The 22,908-nt window shown below is 41.3% G+C and carries 26 protein-coding genes; 17 read left to right on the top strand and 9 right to left on the bottom strand.

What is annotated here, in order from left to right; genetic code table 11:
- The 4 genes from thiS to C1A47_RS02205 all read right to left on the bottom strand — a co-directional run bounded on the left by thiS (position 1) and on the right by C1A47_RS02205 (position 1,952).
- Positions 1-198, bottom strand: coding sequence for a sulfur carrier protein ThiS (gene thiS, locus C1A47_RS02220; protein ID WP_111891971.1), 198 nt, complete (start codon positions 196-198; stop codon positions 1-3).
- Positions 199-205: 7 nt separating this feature from the next.
- Entirely contained in the window at positions 206-571 is a 366-nt protein-coding gene (locus C1A47_RS02215) for a DUF423 domain-containing protein (RefSeq protein ID WP_111891969.1), read from the bottom strand.
- Positions 572-706: 135 nt separating this feature from the next.
- Positions 707-1,576, bottom strand: a complete 870-nt coding sequence (rpoH, locus tag C1A47_RS02210; protein ID WP_111891967.1) for an RNA polymerase sigma factor RpoH — start codon at positions 1,574-1,576, stop codon at positions 707-709.
- Positions 1,577-1,715: 139 nt separating this feature from the next.
- Complete coding sequence (locus tag C1A47_RS02205; protein ID WP_111891965.1) at positions 1,716-1,952, bottom strand: sulfurtransferase TusA family protein; 237 nt, start codon at positions 1,950-1,952, stop codon at positions 1,716-1,718.
- A gap of 350 nt (positions 1,953-2,302) precedes the next feature.
- Here C1A47_RS02205 and C1A47_RS02200 point away from each other — a divergent pair, with 350 nt between their 5' ends.
- Positions 2,303-2,515 carry a cold-shock protein gene (locus C1A47_RS02200; RefSeq protein WP_111891963.1) on the top strand — a complete coding sequence of 71 codons (213 nt, stop codon included), beginning with the start codon at positions 2,303-2,305 and terminating at the stop codon, positions 2,513-2,515.
- A gap of 100 nt (positions 2,516-2,615) precedes the next feature.
- Positions 2,616-3,767 carry an ATP-dependent RNA helicase RhlB gene (gene rhlB, locus C1A47_RS02195; RefSeq protein ID WP_111891961.1) on the top strand — a complete coding sequence of 384 codons (1,152 nt, stop codon included), beginning with the start codon at positions 2,616-2,618 and terminating at the stop codon, positions 3,765-3,767.
- A 44-nt stretch (positions 3,768-3,811) separates the two neighbouring features.
- On the opposite strand, the gene C1A47_RS02190 is transcribed toward rhlB, so the two are convergent.
- Positions 3,812-4,195, bottom strand: a complete 384-nt coding sequence (locus C1A47_RS02190) for a hypothetical protein (RefSeq protein ID WP_111891959.1) — start codon at positions 4,193-4,195, stop codon at positions 3,812-3,814.
- Positions 4,196-4,405: 210 nt separating this feature from the next.
- On the opposite strand from C1A47_RS02190, the gene C1A47_RS02185 reads away from it, so the two are divergent.
- The 11 genes from C1A47_RS02185 to C1A47_RS02135 all read left to right on the top strand — a co-directional run bounded on the left by C1A47_RS02185 (position 4,406) and on the right by C1A47_RS02135 (position 15,634).
- Complete coding sequence (locus tag C1A47_RS02185; RefSeq protein WP_111891957.1) at positions 4,406-4,987, top strand: nitroreductase; 582 nt, start codon at positions 4,406-4,408, stop codon at positions 4,985-4,987.
- Positions 4,988-5,003: 16 nt separating this feature from the next.
- Positions 5,004-6,077, top strand: a complete 1,074-nt coding sequence (locus C1A47_RS02180; protein WP_111891955.1) for an NAD(P)H-dependent glycerol-3-phosphate dehydrogenase — start codon at positions 5,004-5,006, stop codon at positions 6,075-6,077.
- 59 nt (positions 6,078-6,136) lie between these two features.
- Complete coding sequence (locus C1A47_RS02175) at positions 6,137-6,592, top strand: SixA phosphatase family protein (protein ID WP_111891953.1); 456 nt, start codon at positions 6,137-6,139, stop codon at positions 6,590-6,592.
- A 181-nt stretch (positions 6,593-6,773) separates the two neighbouring features.
- Complete coding sequence (locus C1A47_RS02170) at positions 6,774-7,778, top strand: quinone-dependent dihydroorotate dehydrogenase (protein WP_111891951.1); 1,005 nt, start codon at positions 6,774-6,776, stop codon at positions 7,776-7,778.
- A 4-nt stretch (positions 7,779-7,782) separates the two neighbouring features.
- Entirely contained in the window at positions 7,783-8,373 is a 591-nt protein-coding gene (locus C1A47_RS02165) for a CvpA family protein (protein ID WP_111891949.1), read from the top strand.
- Positions 8,374-8,397: 24 nt separating this feature from the next.
- Entirely contained in the window at positions 8,398-9,939 is a 1,542-nt protein-coding gene (purF, locus tag C1A47_RS02160; RefSeq protein WP_111891947.1) for an amidophosphoribosyltransferase, read from the top strand.
- A 94-nt stretch (positions 9,940-10,033) separates the two neighbouring features.
- Complete coding sequence (locus C1A47_RS02155; RefSeq protein WP_111891945.1) at positions 10,034-11,917, top strand: peptidase M48; 1,884 nt, start codon at positions 10,034-10,036, stop codon at positions 11,915-11,917.
- Positions 11,918-11,988: 71 nt separating this feature from the next.
- Positions 11,989-12,657 carry a hypothetical protein gene (locus C1A47_RS02150; protein WP_111891943.1) on the top strand — a complete coding sequence of 223 codons (669 nt, stop codon included), beginning with the start codon at positions 11,989-11,991 and terminating at the stop codon, positions 12,655-12,657.
- 9 nt (positions 12,658-12,666) lie between these two features.
- Positions 12,667-13,635: a 2-hydroxyacid dehydrogenase gene (locus tag C1A47_RS02145; protein ID WP_111891941.1), complete on the top strand. Its 969-nt coding sequence runs from the start codon at positions 12,667-12,669 to the stop codon at positions 13,633-13,635.
- Between the two features lie 66 nt (positions 13,636-13,701).
- The gene (locus tag C1A47_RS02140) at positions 13,702-15,126 is read left to right on the top strand and encodes a M48 family metalloprotease (protein WP_205669573.1); all 1,425 of its coding nucleotides are present in this window, start codon (positions 13,702-13,704) and stop codon (positions 15,124-15,126) included.
- Between the two features lie 139 nt (positions 15,127-15,265).
- The gene (locus tag C1A47_RS02135) at positions 15,266-15,634 is read left to right on the top strand and encodes a hypothetical protein (protein ID WP_227539714.1); all 369 of its coding nucleotides are present in this window, start codon (positions 15,266-15,268) and stop codon (positions 15,632-15,634) included.
- A gap of 83 nt (positions 15,635-15,717) precedes the next feature.
- On the opposite strand, the gene C1A47_RS02130 is transcribed toward C1A47_RS02135, so the two are convergent.
- Together C1A47_RS02130 and rpsU are read right to left on the bottom strand one after the other, a co-directional pair.
- A complete protein-coding gene (locus tag C1A47_RS02130) occupies positions 15,718-16,164 on the bottom strand; it encodes a GatB/YqeY domain-containing protein (RefSeq protein WP_111891935.1) in 447 nt (148 codons plus the stop codon).
- 38 nt (positions 16,165-16,202) lie between these two features.
- Positions 16,203-16,418 carry a 30S ribosomal protein S21 gene (rpsU, locus tag C1A47_RS02125; RefSeq protein WP_004652785.1) on the bottom strand — a complete coding sequence of 72 codons (216 nt, stop codon included), beginning with the start codon at positions 16,416-16,418 and terminating at the stop codon, positions 16,203-16,205.
- A 145-nt stretch (positions 16,419-16,563) separates the two neighbouring features.
- On the opposite strand from rpsU, the gene tsaD reads away from it, so the two are divergent.
- A complete protein-coding gene (gene tsaD / locus C1A47_RS02120) occupies positions 16,564-17,577 on the top strand; it encodes a tRNA (adenosine(37)-N6)-threonylcarbamoyltransferase complex transferase subunit TsaD (protein ID WP_111891933.1) in 1,014 nt (337 codons plus the stop codon).
- 62 nt (positions 17,578-17,639) lie between these two features.
- Here tsaD and C1A47_RS02115 read toward each other — a convergent pair whose 3' ends face one another.
- Entirely contained in the window at positions 17,640-18,260 is a 621-nt protein-coding gene (locus C1A47_RS02115; RefSeq protein WP_111891931.1) for a glutathione S-transferase family protein, read from the bottom strand.
- 27 nt (positions 18,261-18,287) lie between these two features.
- The gene (locus C1A47_RS02110) at positions 18,288-19,007 is read right to left on the bottom strand and encodes a dienelactone hydrolase family protein (RefSeq protein WP_162625907.1); all 720 of its coding nucleotides are present in this window, start codon (positions 19,005-19,007) and stop codon (positions 18,288-18,290) included.
- A gap of 161 nt (positions 19,008-19,168) precedes the next feature.
- Here C1A47_RS02110 and C1A47_RS02105 point away from each other — a divergent pair, with 161 nt between their 5' ends.
- The 3 genes from C1A47_RS02105 to C1A47_RS02095 are packed head-to-tail and all read left to right on the top strand — an operon-like array spanning position 19,169 to position 22,908.
- Entirely contained in the window at positions 19,169-19,786 is a 618-nt protein-coding gene (locus C1A47_RS02105) for a CDP-alcohol phosphatidyltransferase family protein (protein ID WP_111891927.1), read from the top strand.
- A gap of 22 nt (positions 19,787-19,808) precedes the next feature.
- Entirely contained in the window at positions 19,809-21,554 is a 1,746-nt protein-coding gene (locus C1A47_RS02100; protein WP_111891925.1) for a bifunctional alpha/beta hydrolase/class I SAM-dependent methyltransferase, read from the top strand.
- A 1-nt stretch (position 21,555) separates the two neighbouring features.
- Complete coding sequence (locus C1A47_RS02095) at positions 21,556-22,908, top strand: phosphatase PAP2/dual specificity phosphatase family protein (RefSeq protein WP_171294316.1); 1,353 nt, start codon at positions 21,556-21,558, stop codon at positions 22,906-22,908.

The following is a 22,908-nucleotide window of genomic DNA, read 5'->3' as shown; positions in this document are numbered from 1 at the left end:
TTAACCACCACCAACGGCATGAATAATTTCAATATGATCTTGAGCTTGAATCTGTGTTTGTTCTAATTTTGATTTCGGCACAATCATTTCATTGAGTTCAACCGCAAAGCGTTTGTTTTCTAAGGCTAGAGATTGAACTAATGTAAGTAGGTTTTCACAAGACGTTTCAGTTGCCACGCCGTTTAAAAAGATTTGCATGCTGTCCTCATTTTGCAAATTTCATGGCATTCCAAGCCAATGCTAACCATCCAATAATCATAAAAGCACCGCCAATTGGCGTAATCGCCCCTAAAATACGGGGTAAACCTAAGCCCATGACATAGAGTGAACCACAGAAGAATACAATCCCAATTTGAATGCAAATAAAGCTGACCTTGATTGGGAACTGTGGTGACACTTTCGCTAAAATCGCAAGGGCTAATAATCCAAGCGCATGATAAAAAAAGTAATCGGTTGCAGTATGCCACCAAGAAAGTTGGTCAATGGTTGCCCGAGCTTTTAAACCGTGTGCACCAAAGGCACCGAGGATTACTGCAAGAGCAAGATTTAACGCAGAGATTGCAAGCCACATTGCGCTATTCCGTCAAGAATTTGCGCTATACCATAACATAGATTTTTGGGTGGGTTACGATTATTTGCATGAAACTTGGGCAACAAAAAAGGCTGAAGAATCAGCCTAATTTATTCATTTTTATGAACGGAAAATTTAGTTGGATGACATCGCAACTTTAATTTTTTCCATCGCATTTTTTTCAAGCTGACGAATACGCTCTGCTGAGACATTATATTCGGCTGCGAGCTCGTGTAAGGTTGATTTGTCATCGTCTAACCAGCGACGCTGTAAAATATTACGAGAGCGATCATCAAGCTGATTCATGGCATCGTGCAGTGCAGATGTACTTTGCTCTTCATAGTCTTCATTTTCGACCAAACGGGCAGGGTCATAACGACTATCTTCTAAGTACAATGCAGGTGCAATATGGGTTGAACCTTCGTCATCGTCATCGTTTTGCGCTTCAAAAGCTGCATCGTATGCGGTTAAACGACCTTCCATTTCCAGAACTTGTTCTGGAGTAACATTCAGGTCATTGGCAATCGATTGTGCTTCCTCAAGCGTTAAGCGTTTGCTTGATTTTTTTAAGCTACGAAGATTAAAAAATAACTTACGCTGTGCTTTGGTCGTGGCAATTTTGACAATTCGCCAGTTACGAATCACATATTCATGAATTTCTGCTTTAATCCAATGCACTGCAAAAGACACTAAACGCACGCCCATATTCGGGTCAAAACGTTTTACGGCTTTCATTAAGCCTAAGTTGCCTTCTTGAATCAGGTCGCCTTGTGGCAAGCCATAGCCTGCATAGGTGCGTGCAATATGTACAACGAAACGTAGATGTGACATGACCAGCATTTTTGCTGCGTCAAGATCTTGGTCGTAGTAATAGCGTTCCGCCAACTCTTTTTCTTGTTCGGCAGTTAAAATTGGAATCTGATTGACAGTACTGATGTATGCGCCTAGGTTCACACCAGGTGCAGACAATGACAGGGGCATCAATTGATTGCTGCTGTCAGTCATGAAAACTCCTTATAGGGATGAGCTAGTCAAAATCAATATGTTTATCTTAATCTGCTTTGTAAGCAGAATTAAGGTAAAAAGGGTAGAGAAATGTAATTTTTTATGCCAGCGTCTTCAAATTATGTACATGTGTTATTCATTAAGATTCAATGAGGTAGTGTAATTCATGTTCAGTAATTTTAATCATCTGACAGCTTAGATTCTGCATTTGGCAGTAGCGTAAAATATCGATTTCGCTGTTTGGATCTGATGCTTTTAAACAGAACTTTTGCTGAGTCGATGTGGATTTTATTGCGCGTTTCAACATCAATAAAGGCATAGGACATGGTTTTCCCATTGCATCAATTTCCATGAAAGTTGCTTTAGGATCGGACATAAAACTTGATTCTAAATTCAATAAAGCTCCAAATAGTAACAAAAAAACCTAGGTAAAAAAAAGGGGAAGGTGGTCTTAAAAATCAATCTAAATGTAAGAAAAAAATACCTGATAAAATGCAATATTTATGAAAAATTTTTGTATCAATTCACTGAAAGGCGTGCTACTCTCGGAACCGTATGTAGGATGCAATTTCGCAAAAAACCTATGACAATGTGGATATAACCGGATTTTGTTAATAGTTTTACAGAATGATCACAAGCTTAAAAATAATAACTATTTTTAAACCTTGTCGCTCTACTGTTTGCAACACCGGGTGATCCTTTTTTTTAATCACAGAGGATTAACTAATGACAGTACGTGAACAAGGCGTAGTTAAATGGTTCAACGACACTAAAGGTTTTGGCTTTATTCAACGTAGCAGCGGTGATGACGTATTCGTTCACTTCCGCGCTATCTTAGGCGACGGTCACCGTTCACTTCGTGACGGTCAACGCGTTGAATTCAGCGTTGTACAAGGTCAAAAAGGTTTCCAAGCAGAAGAAGTTCAGCCATTAGACTGATCTTTTTAAGTGCTTAACCGCGAAAACGCCCCATAACATTTGGGGCGTTTTTTGTTTATAATGGCGACTTATTTTACGCGCATAACGGATTAACAGGTTTATGTCATCTGGTTTCGAAACCTTAAATTTACATCCTCAGTTAAAACAGGCGATAGACGCGTTGGGCTTTACCAGCATGACGCCGATTCAAGAAAAGGTTTTAAAGTTTACGCTGGCAGGCCATGATGCAATTGGTCGAGCGCAAACAGGAACAGGGAAAACGGCTGCATTTTTAATTAGTATTATTAATGATTTACTGAATAATCCGATTCAAGAGCAGCGTTATCGTGGCGAACCGCGCGCATTGATTTTAGCACCAACTCGTGAATTGGCTTTACAAATTGAGCAAGACGCCAAAGATTTAACCAAATTCACCTCATTAAATGTCGTGACGTTACTAGGCGGTGTTGATTTCGATAAACAGAGAAAACAGCTTGATGCTGGTTTTGTCGATATTTTGGTGGCAACACCAGGCCGTCTGATTGATTTTACTGAGCAAAAAGAAGTTTGGTTGGATCAAGTTGAATTTCTAGTGATTGATGAAGCTGACCGTTTGCTAGATATGGGCTTTATTCCTGCTGTAAAACGAATTGTACGTTTTTCACCGCGTAAAGAGCAGCGTCAAACCCTGATGTTTTCAGCAACTTTTAGCTATGACGTTTTAAACTTAGCCCGTCAGTGGTTATTTGAGCCTGTTACAGTCGAAATTGAGCCAGAAAAGAAAACCAATGCAGATGTTGAACAGCGTGTGTATGTGGTTTCTAATCGAGACAAGTACAAGTTATTGCAAGATGTTTTGCATAATGAGCCGATTGAAAAAGTCATGATTTTTGCGAACCGTCGAGATCAAGTGCGTCGTTTATATGACAACTTGAAAAAAGATGGCTACAAAGTGGTGATGTTGTCTGGTGAAATTGCCCAAGACAAACGTTTAAAAATGCTCGATCAGTTTAAAAATGGCCAGCACAATATCATGATTGCAACCGATGTTGCGGGTCGTGGTATTCATGTTGATGGTGTATCACATGTGGTGAATTTCACTTTGCCTGAGCAATCTGAAGATTATGTACACCGTATTGGACGTACAGGTCGTGCGGGTTCACAAGGGGTAAGTATTAGCTTCTTGTCAGAAGATGATGCATTTTATTTGTCTGATATTGAAAAAGCGATTGGACAAAAATTACCACTTACTCGTTTAGATGGTTATTGCTAATCCAAGATTTTTAGATAAAAAGGGATCATGATTGATCCCTTTTTTTATGTTGATTTAGGCTGACAGAAAAAAGTTAGGGTTGTTTGATAATCATCATCACGTTGTAATTTTGGACTGTAACCTAAGATTCCTCCCAGAACTTCAGTTGCAGCAGTAATGCTCTGACCAGTTTGCTCATCGGTCATATTTTTAAAAATACCATTGTAACTTGTGGATTCGTTGCGAATTATAGGTATTTGTCTAGAACAGGTTTTATTGGCAGCCATAATGGCATTATTTTTTGCAATCACGGCTGTTTTACCTAGTCCTGTTACTTCAAATTCATGATTTTCTTTTTGTAAGGCAAGTGTTGAAGAGGGATTTGAGCTACAGGCACTAAAGAAAGCTGCTAATCCGATAAAACTGATAATACGAATAGTCTGGTTCATATTTTCCTTTTTTAGAGATAGCTAAGTTGAATATGTGAATGTGTCAGTGTGCATGATAAATTGAGGAAATTGTGTATATTCACGTCAAGATGATGGATATTTTTGCGAATGTTTAAGTGAAATATTTTTTCTTGCAGCAAAACTAGAGTTCATTTTTTAGAGTATGTTAATCTAAATTAAATTGTTTAAATGAAAAAGATTGCAATATTCATGGCAAATACAACAGTAGCAGTGGTTCATGACAATATTCAACAGCGCCAGTCAGTGGGACTTTTAGTTGAACCAGCACCCAATGCTCAACAACTTGAGTTGGCATTTGCAGCAGCATTAACTGCACCAGATCATCACCGTTTGAAGCCAACACGTTTTGTCGTGATTGAAGAAAGCCAGCGAGCTGCATTTGGTGAACTTATTGCAAATTCAATGCGACAAGATTTTCCAGAAACAGATCCAGTCCAAATAGAACGTGTTAAAAATCATCCATTTCGTGCACCTATGCTGGTTTTAGCATTAACACATATTGTTGATCATGCAAAAGTTCCTGAATTCGAGCAAATTTTAAGTACGGGTGCTGCCGTTGAAAATTTTCTATTGTCACTTCAGAGTCAAGGTTTTGCCACAATGTGGCGTACTGGTGCCGTGGTTGAGTCGGTGACTTTGAAAGCAGCATTGGGTTTGCAAGCACATGATTTGATTTCTGGAATCATTTATGTGGGCACGGCAGGGAAGGAATTGGCGCCACGTGCGGAAGTCGCAATCTCTGATTATGTAAGCTATTGGTCAGCATCTTAAAGGTAATAAAAGAATTATGTCCGAATTAAAATTTACAGATTTAGTTGAAGCTGTACCTGTTGATAAAAAAACAGCATTACGTGTGACTGTACTTGGTGGTGGTAGTTTTGGAACAGCCATGGCAAATTTAGCTGCACGTAATGGCTGCGACACCATGCTTTGGATTCGAGATGCTGATACAGCAGAGGAAATCAATCAAACCCATATTAATAAACGCTATTTGCCTGATTTCGAACTCGAACATAGTTTGCACGTGACTGCTGATTTAGAGCATGCGGTTCGTGATCGCGATTTAATTTTAGTTACGATTCCAAGCCATTCATTTCGTAGTATTATCCAGAAAATTAAACCCTTTATTACTGCACAAGCCATTATTTCATTGACCAAAGGGATTGAAGCGAAAACCTTTAGCTTCATGAGTGAAATTATTCGCGAAGAATTGCCAGAAGTGCCTTACGGCGTGTTGTCAGGGCCTAACTTGGCAAAAGAAATTATGGCGGGTATGCCAGCAGGAACGGTTATTGCGAGCCATTCAGAACAAGTTCGTTATGCAGTCCAACAAGCTTTGCATAGTGCATTATTCCGTGTTTTTGCCAGTGATGACGTACATGGTGTAGAGCTGGGTGGTGCATTGAAAAATATCTATGCGGTTGCAATGGGAATGGCGGCTGCACATGGCGTAGGGGAAAATACCCGAAGCATGATTTTAACCCGTGCATTGGCAGAAATGAGCCGATTTGCAGTAAAATTAGGGGCTAATCCATTAACATTCTTAGGGTTGTCTGGTGTTGGTGACTTGTTTGCAACGTGTAATAGTCCGTTGAGCCGTAACTATCAGGTCGGTTATGCCTTGGGGCAAGGAAAGACGCTTCAACAAGCCACAGAGGAGCTTGGTCAAACAGCAGAAGGGATCAATACCATTGTACAAGTTCGTACCCGTGCTAAAGAGTTGGATGTCTATATGCCAATTACCAATGCATTGTATGATGTGATCTTTGAACAGGCACCACCACTTTCGATTGCTTTGTCGCTGATGAAAAGCGGACATCGAAGCGACGTTGAATTTGTTCTGCCACACCAGCAGGTGTAAGACAATCTTCACATTGTTTAGTTATAAACAATCCTAATTGCACTTTTTCAGGAAATTTTATGCAATTAACTTTAGTTCGTCATGGTGAGGCTGCTCGTCCAGTTCATGGTAATGATATCAAACGCCCACTGACTGAACGTGGACATCTACAAGCTGAACAAACGGCAGAGTTTTTGCGCCATAAAATTCAGCCAGATTTATTTGTAGTGAGCCCATTGCTACGTGCGCAGGAAACATTGGCACATATTCAGTATTATTTCTCGAATGTGCCTGTCATGTTGTGTGATCGCATTAAACCAGATGACGATCCAGATCTTGCGATTGATTGGCTGTCAAAACTTCCATATGAGTCGATTGTGGTGGTTTGTCATATGAATGTGGTTGCATTTATTGCAGAGCGCTTAACACAAATGGCATTTCATCCTTTTGCACTTGCAGAAGCTAGAATTTATGAACAAGCCGTGATTGCAGAAGGGTTGTCAACGCAAACCTCAAGCTTTATTCCATTGGCTTAAGATTAAATTGTCATTGAATTGTTCAATGTAACAGAGCAATTCAATGATTTTTCAGGAATTAGTGGTGAAAATCACAGCATGCCTGTTACGAATATTATAAATAAAGCGTTGTGAAGCATGGCGTTTTTGAGTATGCATGCCTATAATAAGCCCGTTTTCAAACTACTCATTCGATGACTTTATGATGTATTCACTGGCTCGCCCTTTGTTGTTTTCGTTAGCACCAGAGCGTGCGCATGAACTGACATTATCATGGCTGAAAACTGCGCATAAAATGGGACTAGTAAACTCTAAATTTATCGCAAAGCCTGTTCACTGCATGGGAATCGAGTTTCCAAATCCAGTTGGGTTGGCAGCAGGTCTAGATAAAAATGGTGACTATATTGATGCCTTGGCCGCACTTGGTTTCGGCTTTATTGAAATAGGGACCATTACACCACGCCCTCAATCAGGCAATCCACAACCTCGTTTATTCCGTTTGCCTAAAGCGAACGCCATTATTAACCGTATGGGATTTAATAATGATGGTGTTGATAAGCTGGTTGAAAATGTAAAAGCCTCTAAATATAAAGGGGTGTTGGGTATTAATATTGGTAAAAATGCCGATACACCTGTCGAAAAAGCTGCTGATGATTATTTGATCTGTTTGGAAAAAGTTTACAATTACGCATCGTATGTGACCGTCAATATCTCATCACCAAATACAAAGAATCTACGTAGCTTGCAAAGTGGTGAAGCGTTGACCCATTTGCTTGAAACGTTAAAAAACCGTCAAGCAGAGCTCGCTGAACAATATGGACATTATGTTCCTTTGGTATTGAAAGTTGCCCCTGATTTAACAACCGATGATATTGCTTTTATCGCTAAGCAATTGTTAGCCTATAAAATTGATGGTCTGATTGTGACCAATACAACACTGTCTCGTGAAGGGGTGGAAAATCTACCTTTTGGTGATGAAGCAGGTGGTTTGTCAGGTGCGCCAGTGTTTGAAAAAAGTACAGCCTGTTTAAAAACTTTCGCTGCTGTGTTAAAAAATCAGATCCCACTGATTGGTGTTGGTGGAATTTTGGCAGGTGAACAGGCACATGCCAAGCAACAAGCAGGTGCAAGTTTGGTTCAGATTTACAGTGGTCTGATTTATACAGGTCCAGATTTGGTACAAGATTGTATTCATGCCATGACATAACTTTATGAATACTTTAGATATTATTGTTATTGCAATCTTAGCATTTAGTTGTATTAATGGATTGCGACAAGGATTATTCAGCGCTTTGGCAAATTTGCTGGGGTGGATCTGTGCCTTGTTTGTTGCAAGTAGTTGTTCTGCTACGCTTGCACCACTCATGTCTGGAGTGAGTCATAATCTGATGGTTCAAAAGGTTGCTGCATTTGCAAGTGTTGCATTTGTGGTGATTATACTGACCTGGTTATTGACGGGTTTACTCAATAGTTTGGTCAAAACACTGAAACTTGATCCTCTCAATCGATTGGCTGGTGGACTATTCGGAACACTGAAAAGTTTATTTATCGTTCTCATTATCATGCAGAGCTTGGCGCCTTGGTTACAAAGCGCACAGTCTTGGAAGCATTCCTTATTTGTTCAGGCACTTCTGCCTTATGCACCGCTGGCAACAGACTTATCGAAAGATCTTGCCAATGATGCGATTAAACATATGAATCATCAGGGTCAGACTGAAGTTGAAGCTTCAGATGACTCATCTGGGCGCGAGTCTTCTCTAGGGAATCGTTCAGAACATTCGACTAAAAACCCTTTTAATTAATCCAAGCTTGTCTGCGAGGTTACTATGTGTGGAGTTGTTGGGATTGCTGGTCATTCGCCAGTTAACCAATTGTTATTTGATGCTTTGACGATGTTGCAGCATCGTGGACAAGATGCGGCAGGTATTGTCACTTGTCATAATGGGCGTTTATTCTTGCGTAAAGACAATGGCTTGGTACGTGATGTATTCCACACTCGCCACATGCGTGCTTTGCAAGGTAACTACGGGATTGGTCACGTTCGTTATCCAACAGCGGGTTCATCAAGCAGTGCAGAAGCGCAACCGTTTTATGTAAACTCACCTTACGGGATTACATTGGCGCACAATGGTAACTTGACCAACGCAGACGACATTCGTCAAGACCTGTTTGAAACTGACTTGCGTCACATGAACACAGATTCAGACTCTGAAGTTCTATTGAACGTATTTGCGCATGAGTTACAAAAACTCAGAACATTGCATCCAACCCCAGAAGATATCTTCTATGCAGTTCATCGTGTACATCAGCGTTGCCGCGGTGCTTATGGTGTTGTTGCCATGATTACTAGCCAAGGCTTGGTGGGTTTCCGTGATCCAAATGGTATTCGTCCATTGATTTATGGTTCACGTGTCAATGATGCAGGCAAAACTGAATATATCATTGCATCTGAATCCGTTGCGATTACAGCACTTGGCTTTAAAGTTGAGCGTGATATTGCACCAGGTGAAGCAATTTATATCAATGCTGAAGGTGAATTGTTTACTAAACAATGTGCAACAGATCCAAAATACTTCCCATGTATTTTTGAATATGTCTACTTTGCACGTCCAGATGCAACGATTGATGGTATTTCAGTGTATAAAGCCCGTTTAAAAATGGGTGAGAAGCTGGCAAACCGTATTCTGAAAGAATGGGGTGACGACCACGGTATTGATGTGGTCATTCCAATTCCAGATACCAGCCGTACATCTGCTCTTGAGCTTGCAAATGTTTTGGGGATTAAGTTCCGTGAAGGGTTTATGAAAAACCGTTACGTGGGCCGTACCTTCATTATGCCAGGTCAGCAGCAACGTAAAAAATCAGTACGCCAAAAATTGAACCCAGTTGAGCTTGAGTTTAAAGGCAAGAACGTTCTGTTGGTGGATGACTCGATTGTGCGTGGGACAACCTGTAACGAAATCATCCAAATGGCACGTGATTCTGGTGCGAAGAAAGTTTACTTTGCTTCAGCAGCACCAATGGTGAAATATCCAAACGTGTATGGTATCGATATGCCTGCGAAGACTGAGCTGATTGCTTCTGATCGTACCGTTGAAGAAATTCGTGAAATCATTGGTGCGGATCGTTTAGTGTTCCAAGACTTGGAAGATTTGAAAGAAGCGATTCGTATTCCAAAAGTGCCTGAGGTGAGTGAATTTGATTGTTCAGTATTTGACGGTGTTTATGTGACTGGCGATATTGATGAAGCATATTTGGATAATTTGCAGCGTAGTCGTAGTGACAATGCGAAAAAGAAAAAAGATGGTTACATTGATGTGAATATCGATGCAGCATCTGTCGACTTAACAGGTATTCGCGAAGAATAATCCTGTCGACTCATCACAGTGAAAAAGCGGGATTTCCCCGCTTTTTTATTTTATGATGAAAAGGCAGGTATGCATTGAGGCAGTTTATTTGGCAATGGAAACATTTTCTTCAGGACACCAAAAGAGTTTATTTTGGTCGACCACCATTTGTTCGTTAGCGATTGTGCTGACATTGGTCGTACTTAATTTATCTTTTGGTTTAATCATGCATTATATAGACCCAACACAATCTGTGTTTTGGTATGAGTATAGTCCAATCGTGTTGTTGGTCATTTTATTCATCATGCTAGGTTCTGTACTGTATGAGGTCTATGTATTTCGTGAAGGTGGTCACTCATTGGCAAAGCAGCTTCGTGCGCGTTATTTAAACCCCAATGAAAGTACACCCGAAGAAAACGTTGCAATTAAAATCACGCAACAATTTGCCAAGCAGTATGGTCTCAATGTTCCAGCAGTTTATGTATTGCCTGATGAAATTGGTGTCAATGCTTTAACTGCGGGAGTTCATCCTGAAGATACGGTGATTGTAATTACTTGGGGAGCACTGCAAAATCTGGATGAAATTGAACTCTATGGCTTGTTTAGCTATGCATTTAACCAGATTTTAACAGGGGAAACCTATCAGAATACCCGTTTAAAAATCATGTTTAGTAGCTTAACTACATTTAGCCAGTTAGGTAGTAAAGTTGCTCGTCATGGCTTTAAGCCGTATCACAGTAAGCGTCAGAATAAGTTCGAGACGATTCTGGTCGCAACGGGTGGGGTGATTTGGTTGATGGGAAGTCTTGGTTTGCTGATTTCGCGTTTTATTAAATTTATTACCTTAACAGGGCGTACTTTTAAAGATGATGTGAGCACCACGCAACTTATCGGTAATGATGCCAATATTCAGACCCTGTTACGGATTTATGTGCATCATGCGGGTTCTCAGATTCACAGTGCTTACTCAGAATCGATCGCACATATGTGTTTTGCAAATTCTCTAAGTAGTCAAAGCTGGCTCAATATTCACCCCAATATTGAGCGACGTATTTATGAGCTCAATCCAAATTTGCTTGAAGACTTGCGTTTGGAAAATCTGAAAAAGCTCAAAACCCAACCCTTATTTAGCCTATTTCGCCCTTTTGGGGATGAAGTGCATGAGGTGCCATTTACGTGGTCTGCACCGCAGCCGTTACCATTGCTCCGTCTTTCTCCAATTAGTTTTACCTTAAAAGATGCGATTAAGCCGTTGAACCCTGAAATACGGGCAAAAATGTCACGCCCAGAACAGATTGATCGTGCCTTGCAAACAGCTACAGGTTCGCGAGAAGTTCTGGTTGCGATTTTAATGATTCGCCAATACCGAGAATTTATTCCCAAAAATGCTGAGGTGAGTCGAGCAATTGTTGATGCCTTGCTCAGTATTGATGGACGTCAGCACGTACAAATTTTTTATCTGGCTTGTCAAAATATTCAACGAATGCCACTCAGTGCATCGCGGCAGTTTTTAACCAAGCTGGCGCTTGTTGCGCAGGCAGATGGTGAAATTGGACTGTTGGATGCCTTGTTGATAGAAAGAGTTAAATATCAACTTAATTTATTGCCAACGCATATGCCAACAGCATTTCAGGATGTGCTTCCAGAAGTTGTGCGCTTAATGGATGCCTTGTTGCATGTACAACAACTCAATACCAGCAATCAGCTGGAAATCCGTGAAAGAATTATTAAGAAATTAATTAAACCTGAAGACTGGGTTCACTATAAAGATTTGTCAGATGAGCCGATTGATCTAGGGGAAATTTTGCAGGATATTTCAGGATTACTGCTGCGTGATCGCCTACGGATTTTGGGTATTGCTGAACAGTGTCTTTGGAATGATCGGGTGATTACCCAAGATGAACTGGATGTGCTGCAATTGCTATATTGGCGTTTAGGGTTTGAAACTGATGAAATTGTGGATCAGGTGATGAAGAAAAACAGTATCATGATCGTGTAGCAAATCGGCAAATACAGTTCGGTTTCAAAGCAAAATCGCCTACACTATGCAAACTTTTTAAAGATGATGAAATGATGATTGAACAGCAACGTCAACAACTGGCCATGATGGGAATCGATCTTTGGGTTCCTCGGGCGGCTGTTGTCCGTTCAGTCACATCTGCGGCAAAGTTATGGCGTGATGTTGATATTGGGCAAACTGTAGAGCAGCAGATAGCCCCTCAACAGGTGAATATTGATGCTGTTTCAAACATTAAATCTGTTGTGAATCAAGCAGCATCTCAAGAAATCATTCTAGATAAAATCAACACTCAAGTTGCAGTCGAGCAAGATCTTAAGCCATCACCAGTTGGCCCAGAAATCAATATTACGATTGATGCTGTAGAAGCATTTCAACTACAAGCTCTGGTTGCAGAACAGTTTGTTTTATTGACTGATCATACTGCTTTAACAGCAGAAACCTTGCCACTCTGGCGAAATATTCAACAAGCATTGGTTTTACAGGATGCTGTATTACAATGGCCATTTCCTGTGCCAAGCTTGCAGGATGCAAGTGGTTTAGGTGATTATGTTCAGGGGTTTTTCGATGTGATTGCCGCTGAAAAGACAATTTTTTGCTTAGGTGATTTACCGACGGGTTTGACACTTGAACTTGAACATGTGGCAAGCTTGGCGGATATGCTGCAACAGCCATTGTTAAAGCAACAATTATGGAAACTGATTCAACAATTAAGACTCTAGGATAGCTTCATGCCAAAAAAAGTACTGGTTTTTAGTCAAATTGCCCCAGAAATTCTTAGCCGACTACAACAAAATTATCATGTCGTGCAGATCAATCCAAAGCAGGGCGATGTGAATGAGCAAATCAGGCAACATGTGGTCGATGCAGATGGCATGATTGGCGCAGGCCGTATTCTGAATGAAACCAATTTGGCATCTGCTCAACGTTTGAAAATGATTTCTAGTGTGAGTGTCGGTTATGACAATTACGATGTAAATTATTTAAATCAGAAGCAAATTTGGCTCGGTCATACCCCACATGTTTTAACGGAAACCACAGCAGATTTGGCATTTACCTTACTCATGAGTGCAGCACGCCGCGTGCCTGAGCTAGATCAGTGGACTAAGCAGGGGCAATGGCAACGGACTGTGGGTGCAGCGCAATTTGGTCAGGATGTTTTTGGGAAAACTTTAGGAATTATTGGACTTGGACATATTGGTGCAGCCATTGCACGCCGTGGTTTCTATGGCTTCAATATGAATATTTTATACCATAACCGCCGAGAAAAAATTGAAGCTGCTCAACCTTTAAATGCTGAATATTGTGATTTAAGTTCCTTACTGCAACGTTCTGATTTTGTGGTGGTTGCAGTAGATTTAAATGCCGAATCTAAAGCACTGATTGGGCAAGCAGAGTTGGATCAAATGCAGCCGCATGCCGTGTTGGTCAATATTGCTCGTGGTTCAGTGATTGATGAAGCAGCGTTGATTGAAACACTCAAAGCCCAGAAAATTTTTGCAGCAGGGTTAGATGTTTACAATAAAGAGCCGCTACAAGAGTCTGAGTTATTTCATCTGAACAATGTCGTTACTTTGCCACATTTAGGTTCAGCCACTGAAGCAACGCGCCTAAAAATGGCTGAATTGGCGTATCAAAATTTGGTTGATGCTTTGGAAGAGAGACAACCTCGTTATCTGGTAAATCCGAAATTTTCCTAATTCCTGTGCATGAGTGCAGTAAACATGCAAATTGGTCAATCTTTTTTCGCTTCGTTGATGTGTTGCATGAGCTTGATCACATCAAGCCACGCAGCAGACTACGATTTCTCGCAGCATTATCGCCCTGAAGCATTAGATGTGCCAAATGTAGGGGGGATAAGCGTTGGAATTATTGATCAGCAGAATGAAAAGATTTTAGGTGAAAAGGTTTATCGGGAGATTCATGCTCATCTGAATGTCATTCAAGATCCATGGTTGGAAGATCAGCTTGATCGTATTTTTCGTAATATTGTCAGCCAAACCAATTTAGGTGCACCGATTGGCTTGTTGGTGATTAATGATAAACAGGTGAATGCCTTTGCCGTACCAGGTGGGGTCTTTGCGATTAATACGGGTTTGATTGAACTCGCAAAAAACCGAGATGAAGTGGCAAGTGTCATGGGGCATGAAGTTGCGCATGTAACCCAGCGACACTATAGCCGTTCCCAAGAAGCCTTTAAAGGGCAAACATTATTAGCACTAGCAGGAATTTTGATTGGCGCAGCAATTGCAACCAAATCGGATAGTGGTGCTGGCTCTGCGGTTATGTTGGGAACGCAGGCGGCATTGGTCAGTAAGCAATTGAGTTATAGTCGAGATCAGGAGCGAGAGGCGGATCGGATCGGCATGCAATATCTTGTTGCAGCGGGTTACAATCCCAATGCAATGGCTGATTTTTTTGAACGGATGCAACGTTCATCGGTTCAACTGAGTTTTATGCCTGAATACTGGATGACCCATCCACTCACGACAGCACGTATGAGTGAAGCACGGCTCCGAGCAAGGCAGTATCCTAGTGTAAAACCTAATATTAGCGATCCAGATTATGAGTTGGTGAAGTGGTATGCAGCAGTATTATCCAATGATGTGACTGAGCAACAGCTCAAGACATTACAAGCACAACATAATCAAGCTGCAATTTTGGCGCTTACAGCATTTTATGTGCAGCAGGGTGATGCATTGCAGGCACAAGCTGCACTCAATACAGCTCAGGGACAAACCCGTCAAAAAATGCTTGCAGTATTGCTGCAAACGGACATTTTTTTGTTGAAGCATCAATTTGAGCAAGCATATCAAACGATCTTGGCTCAGCAGCAAATCATGCCTGAAAATCGAGCCTTAACATATAAACTTGCTGAAGTTCTGATTCGAAAAAATCAGCCTGCACCTGTTTTTAATCTGGTCAATAAAATTTTGCGTGATAATCCTCGTGATGTGCAGGGTTGGGATTTAATGCAGCGTGCTGCTGCGATTGATCATGCATCGCCTGTGCAGGGGATACAGGTATTACGTTACCGAGCTGAAGTGGAATTTTGGTCGGGGCGAGAAGAAGATGGGATTAAGTCATTACTACATGCCCAGCGTTTAGCTAAAAATAATATGTCACTGTCGGCTACAATTGATCAACGACTCAAAGAAATGCAGGCAGATCGTTTATTTACCTTAGAATAGTTAGAAAAAGGGCAATTTTATTTGAGCCGAATTTTTCATTATTTTAAAAAATGAAAAAAATAATTTATAATTATCATGCTTTTGTAAAGCAAAATGTATAAATAAAAAGATCTAGAGTGAAGAACTTATGAAGAAAATTATGGCAACTTTACTTTTGGGGTGTTCAGTCAGCATATCGAGTTTTGCAGGGCAAAATTCGTTTAAAGTGGCGAATGTAACAGCACTGAACCAAAAAGTAATGGAGATCACTAATCAATATTTGCAGCGTGGCAATGTTATTTTAAAGTCAATTGATCCGCATGCGACAAACTTAACTGCTCAACAGCAGCAACAGTTATGCACAAATACACAAAGCTATTTTAATAACTTTTATGACTTAATGAATCAAAATCGAAATTTATTAAAACCTGAAATTAAAACATTGAACCGTGATCAGTTTAAGGGTCTGTTTTTAAATCAAGCTGGAGTGCAGTCAAAACTACAACAGGTGGGTTGTCATTTGGTATAAACCAAGACACGAATTGCACAGTATATAGATGATGCTGTGCAATAAACTTTGGAGAGGGTGTTTTGACTTGAGGTTTTGCAGTGTTAAGCGAGTTTCGCTTTTACTTTTGCAGATGCAAGTGCAGGATCGGCACGCCCGGCTATGAGCGGACGTAGAGAGTTCATCACCTTACCCATATCTTTCATGCTAGTAGCTTCTTGCGCAGTAATGGTCTGTGCAATGATGGAATCAAGCTCTTCCTCAGTCATAGCTTCTGGTAGAAACTGAGATAACACCTCAATTTCGGCTTGTTCCTTACTAGCTAAATCTTCTCGGCCAGCACTTTCAAAGGCTTTAACCGATTCTTTACGTTGTTTGACTTGCTTTTCAATGACCGCAAGAACCTGAGTATCGTCAAGCTCTATGCGCTCATCGACTTCGATTTGCTTGATTGCTGCCTGTAGACTACGAATTACCGTCAACTTATCCATTTCTTTTGCACGCATTGCGGCTTTCAAAACATCAGTGATTTGGCTTTTTAAAGTAGTCATTTATTTTTCCAGGTGAGTCAATCAATCACAAATTAATCTTAGTAAAGGCGAGTAGTACGTACTGATTCGCGAGTCAATTTCTTTTGATAGCGTTTAACAGCAGCAGCTTTTTTACGTTTACGTTCTTGAGTTGGTTTTTCGTAGAATTCACGTTTACGAACGTCAGCTAAAACACCTGCTTTTTCGCATGAACGTTTGAAACGACGGATAGCTACGTCTACTGGTTCGCCTTCTTTCAATTTAACTTGTGGCATGAATAATCCTCATTAAGTTATGGGTAACAGCCGTGCACTGTGCATGGCTGACAAGTGAAGGTCAGTATTTTACTCATTTACATCTCATATCACAAGTCTATAATAGCGATGGCTGTAATTTGGATAGTGAAAAATAGGCATTTAAATGATTGTTTTAGGCTTAGAAACATCTTGTGACGAAACAGGGCTGGCGCTTTACGACAGTGAACAGGGGCTTTTAGGTCAAGTATTGTACAGTCAAATTAAGCTTCATGCCGAATATGGTGGTGTTGTACCTGAGCTGGCATCGCGTGACCATGTGCGCAAACTGATTCCTTTATTAAATGAACTGTTACAGCAAAGTGGTATTCAGAAAAACCAAATCGATGCGATTGCTTATACCCGTGGGCCTGGTCTAATGGGTGCGTTAATGACAGGGGCACTGTTTGGTCGTACTTTGGCATTTGCTTTAAATAAGCCTGCGATTGGTGTGCACCATATGGAAGGGCACATGCTTGCGCCACTGTTGTCTAAAACTCCACCTGAATTTCCATTTGTCGCTTTACTGGTGTCTGGTGGGCATACCCAGTTGATGGCTGCTTATGGGATTGGTCAATATGAATTACTCGGTGAATCCATTGATGATGCAGCGGGTGAGGCGTTCGATAAAGTCGCAAAAATGATGGGTTTACCTTATCCAGGTGGGCCGAACATTGCCAAGTTGGCATTGAGTGGCAACCCTGAAGCTTTTGAATTCCCGCGTCCAATGTTGCATCAAGGTCTGGATTTTTCATTTAGTGGTTTAAAAACTGCAGTTTCAGTGCAAATGAAAAAACTGGGTGATGAAAATCGTGATGCCGATATTGCCGCATCTTTCCAAGAAGCCATTGTCGATACTTTGGTGAAAAAATCAGTGAAAGCCTTAAAGCAAACTGGTTTAAAACGTTTGGTGATTGCAGGTGGTGTCAGTGCCAATGTGCGTTTACGTGAAAGCTTGGAGCAGAAACTCGCAAAAATTAAAGCACAAGTGTATTACGCTGAACCAGCACTGTGTACAGATAACGGTGCGATGATTGCATTTGCAGGTTATCAGCGTTTAAAAGCAGGCGCGTGTGATGGATTGTCTGTGACGACGACACCACGTTGGCCAATGACTGAATTGACTGCACCTGAAGTATAATTGTTAAAAGATCAAAATAAAAAAGCCTGTTTTCACAGGCTTTTTTATTGGTGAAAAGAAGTTTAAAAGTCTTCTTGTTCACCTTGTTGACACCATTCGAGTAAAGCGGGATGTTGCAAAATCTGCTGCATCCATTGCTGTACGGTATCAGAAAATTTAAGACTGTAACTGCGGGCACGTAACGCGACTGGTGCGAAGAAAGCATCGACAGCCGTAAATTTTTCACCTGCTAACCAAGCTCCACCAAACTGAGTCAGACCTTGTTGAAGTAGTTCATCCAGTCGTTGAATATCGTGAACGAGCGCAGGCGTGTGTTCAATTTCAATGCCAGTCAGTGAGCAATTCATTGGGCAACGTGAGCGAAGCTCCATAAATCCTGAGTGCATTTCTGCCATCGCACAACGCGCCCATGCACGTGCAGTTTTGTCTTGAGGGAATAAAACAGGATATTGTTCAGCAACATATTCAATAATCGCCAGTGAATCCCAAACCACATGTTCACCATCCACTAAGCAAGGTACTTTACCTGAAGGTGAGAATGCTTTGAATTTGAGGTAACTGCTGCTACCCAAATTTAATGTACTGATTTGTTCTTCAAAAGGAATCTCTAGGGCGCGTAGGCTGAGCCATGCCCGCAATGACCATGATGAATAATTTTTATTGCCGATCCATAAAGTATACATGAATGAATATCCTGTTTTTTTTCAGGGTTATTGGAAAACGTCTTCTAAGAGTTCATACATGGCTTGAAAGCCACGTTTTGATGATTTTTCGTTATATTCTTGGATGCCTGGATTGTTCGCCGTTTTTTCAGTAAATGAATGGCAGGTATTACCATAACTGATTAACTGCCAGTCGAGTCCAGTTTTTTTCATTTCTTCGCTAAAATCTTGTAATTGCTGGCGAGGAACCAGTGGATCACACGCGCCATCTAGGACTAAAACCGAGCCTTTAAACTGCTGCATGTTATATAAACCAGATTGATCCAGTGAGCCGTGGAATGAAACGGCTGCTTTAATCTCTGCTCCACTACGCGCATATTCCAAGACATTGTGTCCACCTAAGCAGAGTCCAAATGCTGCAATGTGGTTCGGATCAATTTTGCAAAACTCTTGTTCTAAGAATGCTTGATGTGCTGCATGCAGTAAACCCACTTCGTGTTCTGTATTTTTAATTTTAGAAACCCATTCACCTGCTTGGGTAGCATCTTTTGGGCGGCGACCTTGACCATATAAGTCCAGTACAAAGACACAGTAACCTTGAGCTGCTACTTCGCTTGCCATTTCAATGTCACCCTCTTTAATGCCCATCCAGTTGGGTGCCATTAATAGCCCAGAAAGTGGTTGAATATAAGGTGATGGATAAACCAGATAACCTTCTAATTGTTGATTTTGGTATTGATATTGAATAGCTTGAGTATGTATGCTCACTGTCTTAGATCCTGTAGTATATTTCGACTGGATTGTTGCATAGTAATTTTAATTTAACTTTAAAATTGCGTGATTTTGATCATAATTTCACAAAAAACAATATTCTTCTTGTCCGTGATATTTTTAGAGTTTACGCAATAATTTTAATACTTTAGATAATAATGCCATCAATTTATCAATTAAAACCAGCTTTTCAGCGATGTTTACGACCGAGTGTTCGATTTTTATATGCTCATGGTGTGACAGCCAATCAAGTCACGCTTGTTGCTATGTTGTTGTCTGTACTGCTTGCCTGTGGAATTTATTTTTTTAACTTTAACGCAATACATGCATGGAGTTTTGTCCTGATTCCTGTATGGATGTTACTGCGTATGGCTTTCAATGCAATTGATGGCATGTTGGCGCGGGAGTTTCAGCAACAGTCTAGGCTTGGGGCATATCTCAATGAGTTGTGTGATGTGGTTGCAGACAGTGCTTTATATGTCTGTTTTATCGTAGTCACACAAATCCAGACTGAACTTTTACTTTTCGTCACTTTTCTGGCGATATTGAGTGAATATGCAGGCGTCATGGCACCATTGGTTGGAAAAGACCGTAGATACGATGGGCCAATGGGGAAAAGTGACCGAGCATTTGCATTTAGTCTGTTGGCAATTGTGGTGGCTTACCAAGGCTGGCTTCCCGAAAAATTAGTTCAATTTTCTTGCAATAGTATTTTAATCATTATCTTATTTTGTTTATTTATCACGATTTTTAATCGAATTAAAAAAGCACTGTAGTGCATATTTTGGGGTAACAACGATGTATAACAATACACAGCAATATTTTAATAGCCATGACGGAAATTCTTTGTTTTATCAAGCTTGGCGCAACGAAAACCAACCTGCAAAACAGGCAATTATTTTATTGCACCGAGGGCATGAGCATTCGGGACGTATGTCACATTTGGTCAATGAACTTGATTTGCCAGACTATGATTTCTTTGCTTGGGATGCGCGGGGGCATGGTAAATCACCTGGCTTACGCGGCGATGCCCCGAGCTTTTCAACGTGTGTCAAAGACTTACAATGCTTTGTGCAACATATCCAAACGAAATATGCGATTTCCAGTGAAAATATCGCCGTGATTGGGCAGAGTGTTGGTGCAGTGATTGCTGCGACTTGGGTACATGACTATGCGCCAAAATTGCGGGCACTGTGTTTGGCATCACCTGCATTTGAGATCAAGTTATATGTGCCTTTTGCAAAATCGGGTTTGAATTTACTGAGTCAGGTACGCGGTAACTTTTTCATTCAAAGCTATGTTAAAGCCAAAATGTTGACCCACGATGAAGAACGCGCCAAAAGCTATGAGCGTGATCCTCTGATTGCCAAAGCCATTTCTGTGCGTATGTTACTCGGTTTATCTGCTGCGGCGGAACGCGTCGTTGATGATGCTAAAAATATTTATGTGCCGACGCAAGTGCTTTGTTCAGGTTCAGATTTTGTGGTGGAACAACAACCACAGCGTCAGTTTTATGCCCGTTTGGCACATCCACAAAAAGAGTTTCATGTCTTGGAAGGTTTTTTTCATGACACTTTAGGCGAAAAAAACCGTGGATTAGCCATTGCCAAAATTCGTCGCTTTATTCAGCAGTGTTTTGCACAGCCTTATCAAGCGCCACAACTTTTAAATGCCGATAAAATCGGGGCAAGCTGTGCACAGGCAGAACAACTTTCAACTGATTTACCGAAACACTCGGTCAAAGACTGGTTCTGGAAACTCACCAAGGGCAACCTGAAACTGGGAAGTCGCTGGTCTGAGGCCTTGAAAATCGGGGAAGATACAGGCTATGACTCGGGTAGTACCCTCGATTTTGTCTATCGCAATCAGACAGAAAGTCAGCACTTACTGGGTAAAGTGATTGATCATCAATATTTAAATGCGATTGGCTGGAAAGGGATTCGTGTGCGTAAACAGCATATTGAGCAGTTACTTGCCAAGTATGCCAAGCGTTTACAAGATGATCAGCAATCCGTGAAAATTCTGGATATTGCGGCGGGTCATGGGCGTTATATCTTAGATGCGATTGCTCAGCTTAAGACACCACCAAGCTCGGTGTTGCTGCGCGATTATAGTGATTTGAATGTCGCGGCAGGGGAGCTGTTGATTGAGCAGCGAGGCTTAGAAAAAATCGCCAAGTTTGAATTGGGCGATGCATTTAACCGAGATGAACTGGCTGCGATTGAGCCGAAAGTGAATTTGGCTGTGGTTTCAGGTTTATATGAACTGTTTGCCGATAATGATGCACTTCGCCAATCGCTACAAGGCTTAAACTTGGCGATGGAACAAGGTGGTTATCTGATTTACACGGGGCAAATCTGGCATCCACAACAAGAATTCATTGCACGTGCGCTAACCTCACATCGTGAAGGACAAGCATGGGTGATGCGTCTGCGTAGCCAAGCGGAAATGGATGCCTTGGTTGAACAGGCAGGTTTTAGTAAAGTCGATCAATGCATTGATGAATTCGGTATTTTTACCGTATCTGTTGCGAAGAAGCTTTAAGGTGCGAGATTTACTCACTGAAAAACAGGCAGGCACATGGCGTTATGGCGTGCTGTATTTGTGCCTGCTCGCGCCGTTTTTCTTTTTAAGCTATGGTTTTGCCAATCGTTATGCGGAAAGTCTGTCCTATGTGCCCAGTATTGTCTTTGCATGGGAACGGCATATTCCACTTTTACCATGGACAATAGTGCCGTACTGGTCAATCGACTTGTTTTACGGTTTGTCGTTGTTGCTGTGTTGGAATCGTTTTGAACTGAATCGGCATGCCTTACGTTTGCTGACCGCGCAATTGATCAGTATTGGCTGCTTTTTGGCATTTCCACTGATGTTTAGTCAGCAACGACCTGAACTGCATGGCTTCTTTGGCTGGTGTTTTGATGTGTTGATGGGCTTTGACCGTCCTTATAATCAGGCGCCGTCCTTACATATTGTTTTACTACTGATTCTTTGGGATTTTTATCGTAGACATGTCGCTATAGCATGGCGTTGGTTGGTGCATCTGTGGTCAGGGTTAATCGGAATATCGGTATTGACCACATGGCAACATCATTTTATTGATCTGCCGACAGGTCTACTGGTGGGAGCATTGTGTCTGTGGCTGTTTCCCTTGCAAGTCAAATCTCCATTTGCGAGTGAGCCGTTGCAGCAGCGTCAAAGCAAACACATCAAAATGGCGATTCTTTATGCCATTCCAGCCATCATTTTGCTGGTTTTTGCCTGCTGGCTTAGATCGTGGGCACTTTGGTTATTCTATCCTGCTTTGAGTTTTGTCTTACTGAGCTTGGCTTATGCCTTAGTACGTGTACATTGGTTGCAAAAGACAGCTCAAGGTAATTTAACGCCTGCGGCATGGATATTATTTTTACCTTATCTGTTTTGTGCATGGATCAATAGCCGAATTTGGACACAAAAACACCCTGAAAATTCATTGGTACTTCATCTTTCGCAGCATGGCATCATGCTAGAGTTGGGGCGTATTCCGAGCCAACCACAACCAAACACACAAGCGTGGATGGACTGTTGTGCCGAGTTGCCTGTTGCTGCACATACGGTTTATGCACAGTATGTCAGTTTGGATTTGACTGTATTGGAAGCGCAGCAACTACAGCAAGCTGTTTGTGTCTTTGAGCAACTTTACCAAGAAAGCCAATACCATCATATTCGGCATATTGTGGTGTTCTGTGCTTTGGGCTACTCGCGCAGCAGTGCAGTTTTGGCGGCATGGATTTTGCAGAAAGGTTGGGCAGAGCAGACCGATCAAGCGATTGCCATGATTCAGCAGGCACGACCGTGGATCGTCCTGAAACAACAACAACTTTTAGAACTTAAAAAATTTAATCATGAGTTAAAATAA

Origin of the sequence: Acinetobacter sp. MB5 (assembly GCF_003261585.1) — a bacterium.
Lineage (GTDB): Bacteria > Pseudomonadota > Gammaproteobacteria > Pseudomonadales > Moraxellaceae > Acinetobacter.
Note: the sequence above shows the minus strand (reverse complement) of the source record. Positions and strands in the feature narration are given on the sequence as shown.

Bases quoted from the DNA above. Each gene is read 5' to 3' on its own strand.
- thiS (WP_111891971.1), bottom strand. From the start codon at position 198: ATGCAAATCTTTTTAAACGGCGTGGCAACTGAAACGTCTTGTGAAAAC.
- C1A47_RS02215 (WP_111891969.1), bottom strand. From the start codon at position 571: ATGTGGCTTGCAATCTCTGCGTTAAATCTTGCTCTTGCAGTAATCCTC.
- rpoH (WP_111891967.1), bottom strand. From the start codon at position 1,576: ATGACTGACAGCAGCAATCAATTGATGCCCCTGTCATTGTCTGCACCT.
- C1A47_RS02205 (WP_111891965.1), bottom strand. From the start codon at position 1,952: ATGTCCGATCCTAAAGCAACTTTCATGGAAATTGATGCAATGGGAAAA.
- C1A47_RS02200 (WP_111891963.1), top strand. From the start codon at position 2,303: ATGACAGTACGTGAACAAGGCGTAGTTAAATGGTTCAACGACACTAAA.
- rhlB (WP_111891961.1), top strand. From the start codon at position 2,616: ATGTCATCTGGTTTCGAAACCTTAAATTTACATCCTCAGTTAAAACAG.
- C1A47_RS02190 (WP_111891959.1), bottom strand. From the start codon at position 4,195: ATGAACCAGACTATTCGTATTATCAGTTTTATCGGATTAGCAGCTTTC.
- C1A47_RS02185 (WP_111891957.1), top strand. From the start codon at position 4,406: ATGGCAAATACAACAGTAGCAGTGGTTCATGACAATATTCAACAGCGC.
- C1A47_RS02180 (WP_111891955.1), top strand. From the start codon at position 5,004: ATGTCCGAATTAAAATTTACAGATTTAGTTGAAGCTGTACCTGTTGAT.
- C1A47_RS02175 (WP_111891953.1), top strand. From the start codon at position 6,137: ATGCAATTAACTTTAGTTCGTCATGGTGAGGCTGCTCGTCCAGTTCAT.
- C1A47_RS02170 (WP_111891951.1), top strand. From the start codon at position 6,774: ATGATGTATTCACTGGCTCGCCCTTTGTTGTTTTCGTTAGCACCAGAG.
- C1A47_RS02165 (WP_111891949.1), top strand. From the start codon at position 7,783: ATGAATACTTTAGATATTATTGTTATTGCAATCTTAGCATTTAGTTGT.
- purF (WP_111891947.1), top strand. From the start codon at position 8,398: ATGTGTGGAGTTGTTGGGATTGCTGGTCATTCGCCAGTTAACCAATTG.
- C1A47_RS02155 (WP_111891945.1), top strand. From the start codon at position 10,034: ATGGAAACATTTTCTTCAGGACACCAAAAGAGTTTATTTTGGTCGACC.
- C1A47_RS02150 (WP_111891943.1), top strand. From the start codon at position 11,989: ATGATGATTGAACAGCAACGTCAACAACTGGCCATGATGGGAATCGAT.
- C1A47_RS02145 (WP_111891941.1), top strand. From the start codon at position 12,667: ATGCCAAAAAAAGTACTGGTTTTTAGTCAAATTGCCCCAGAAATTCTT.
- C1A47_RS02140 (WP_205669573.1), top strand. From the start codon at position 13,702: ATGAGCTTGATCACATCAAGCCACGCAGCAGACTACGATTTCTCGCAG.
- C1A47_RS02135 (WP_227539714.1), top strand. From the start codon at position 15,266: ATGGCAACTTTACTTTTGGGGTGTTCAGTCAGCATATCGAGTTTTGCA.
- C1A47_RS02130 (WP_111891935.1), bottom strand. From the start codon at position 16,164: ATGACTACTTTAAAAAGCCAAATCACTGATGTTTTGAAAGCCGCAATG.
- rpsU (WP_004652785.1), bottom strand. From the start codon at position 16,418: ATGCCACAAGTTAAATTGAAAGAAGGCGAACCAGTAGACGTAGCTATC.
- tsaD (WP_111891933.1), top strand. From the start codon at position 16,564: ATGATTGTTTTAGGCTTAGAAACATCTTGTGACGAAACAGGGCTGGCG.
- C1A47_RS02115 (WP_111891931.1), bottom strand. From the start codon at position 18,260: ATGTATACTTTATGGATCGGCAATAAAAATTATTCATCATGGTCATTG.
- C1A47_RS02105 (WP_111891927.1), top strand. From the start codon at position 19,169: ATGCCATCAATTTATCAATTAAAACCAGCTTTTCAGCGATGTTTACGA.
- C1A47_RS02100 (WP_111891925.1), top strand. From the start codon at position 19,809: ATGTATAACAATACACAGCAATATTTTAATAGCCATGACGGAAATTCT.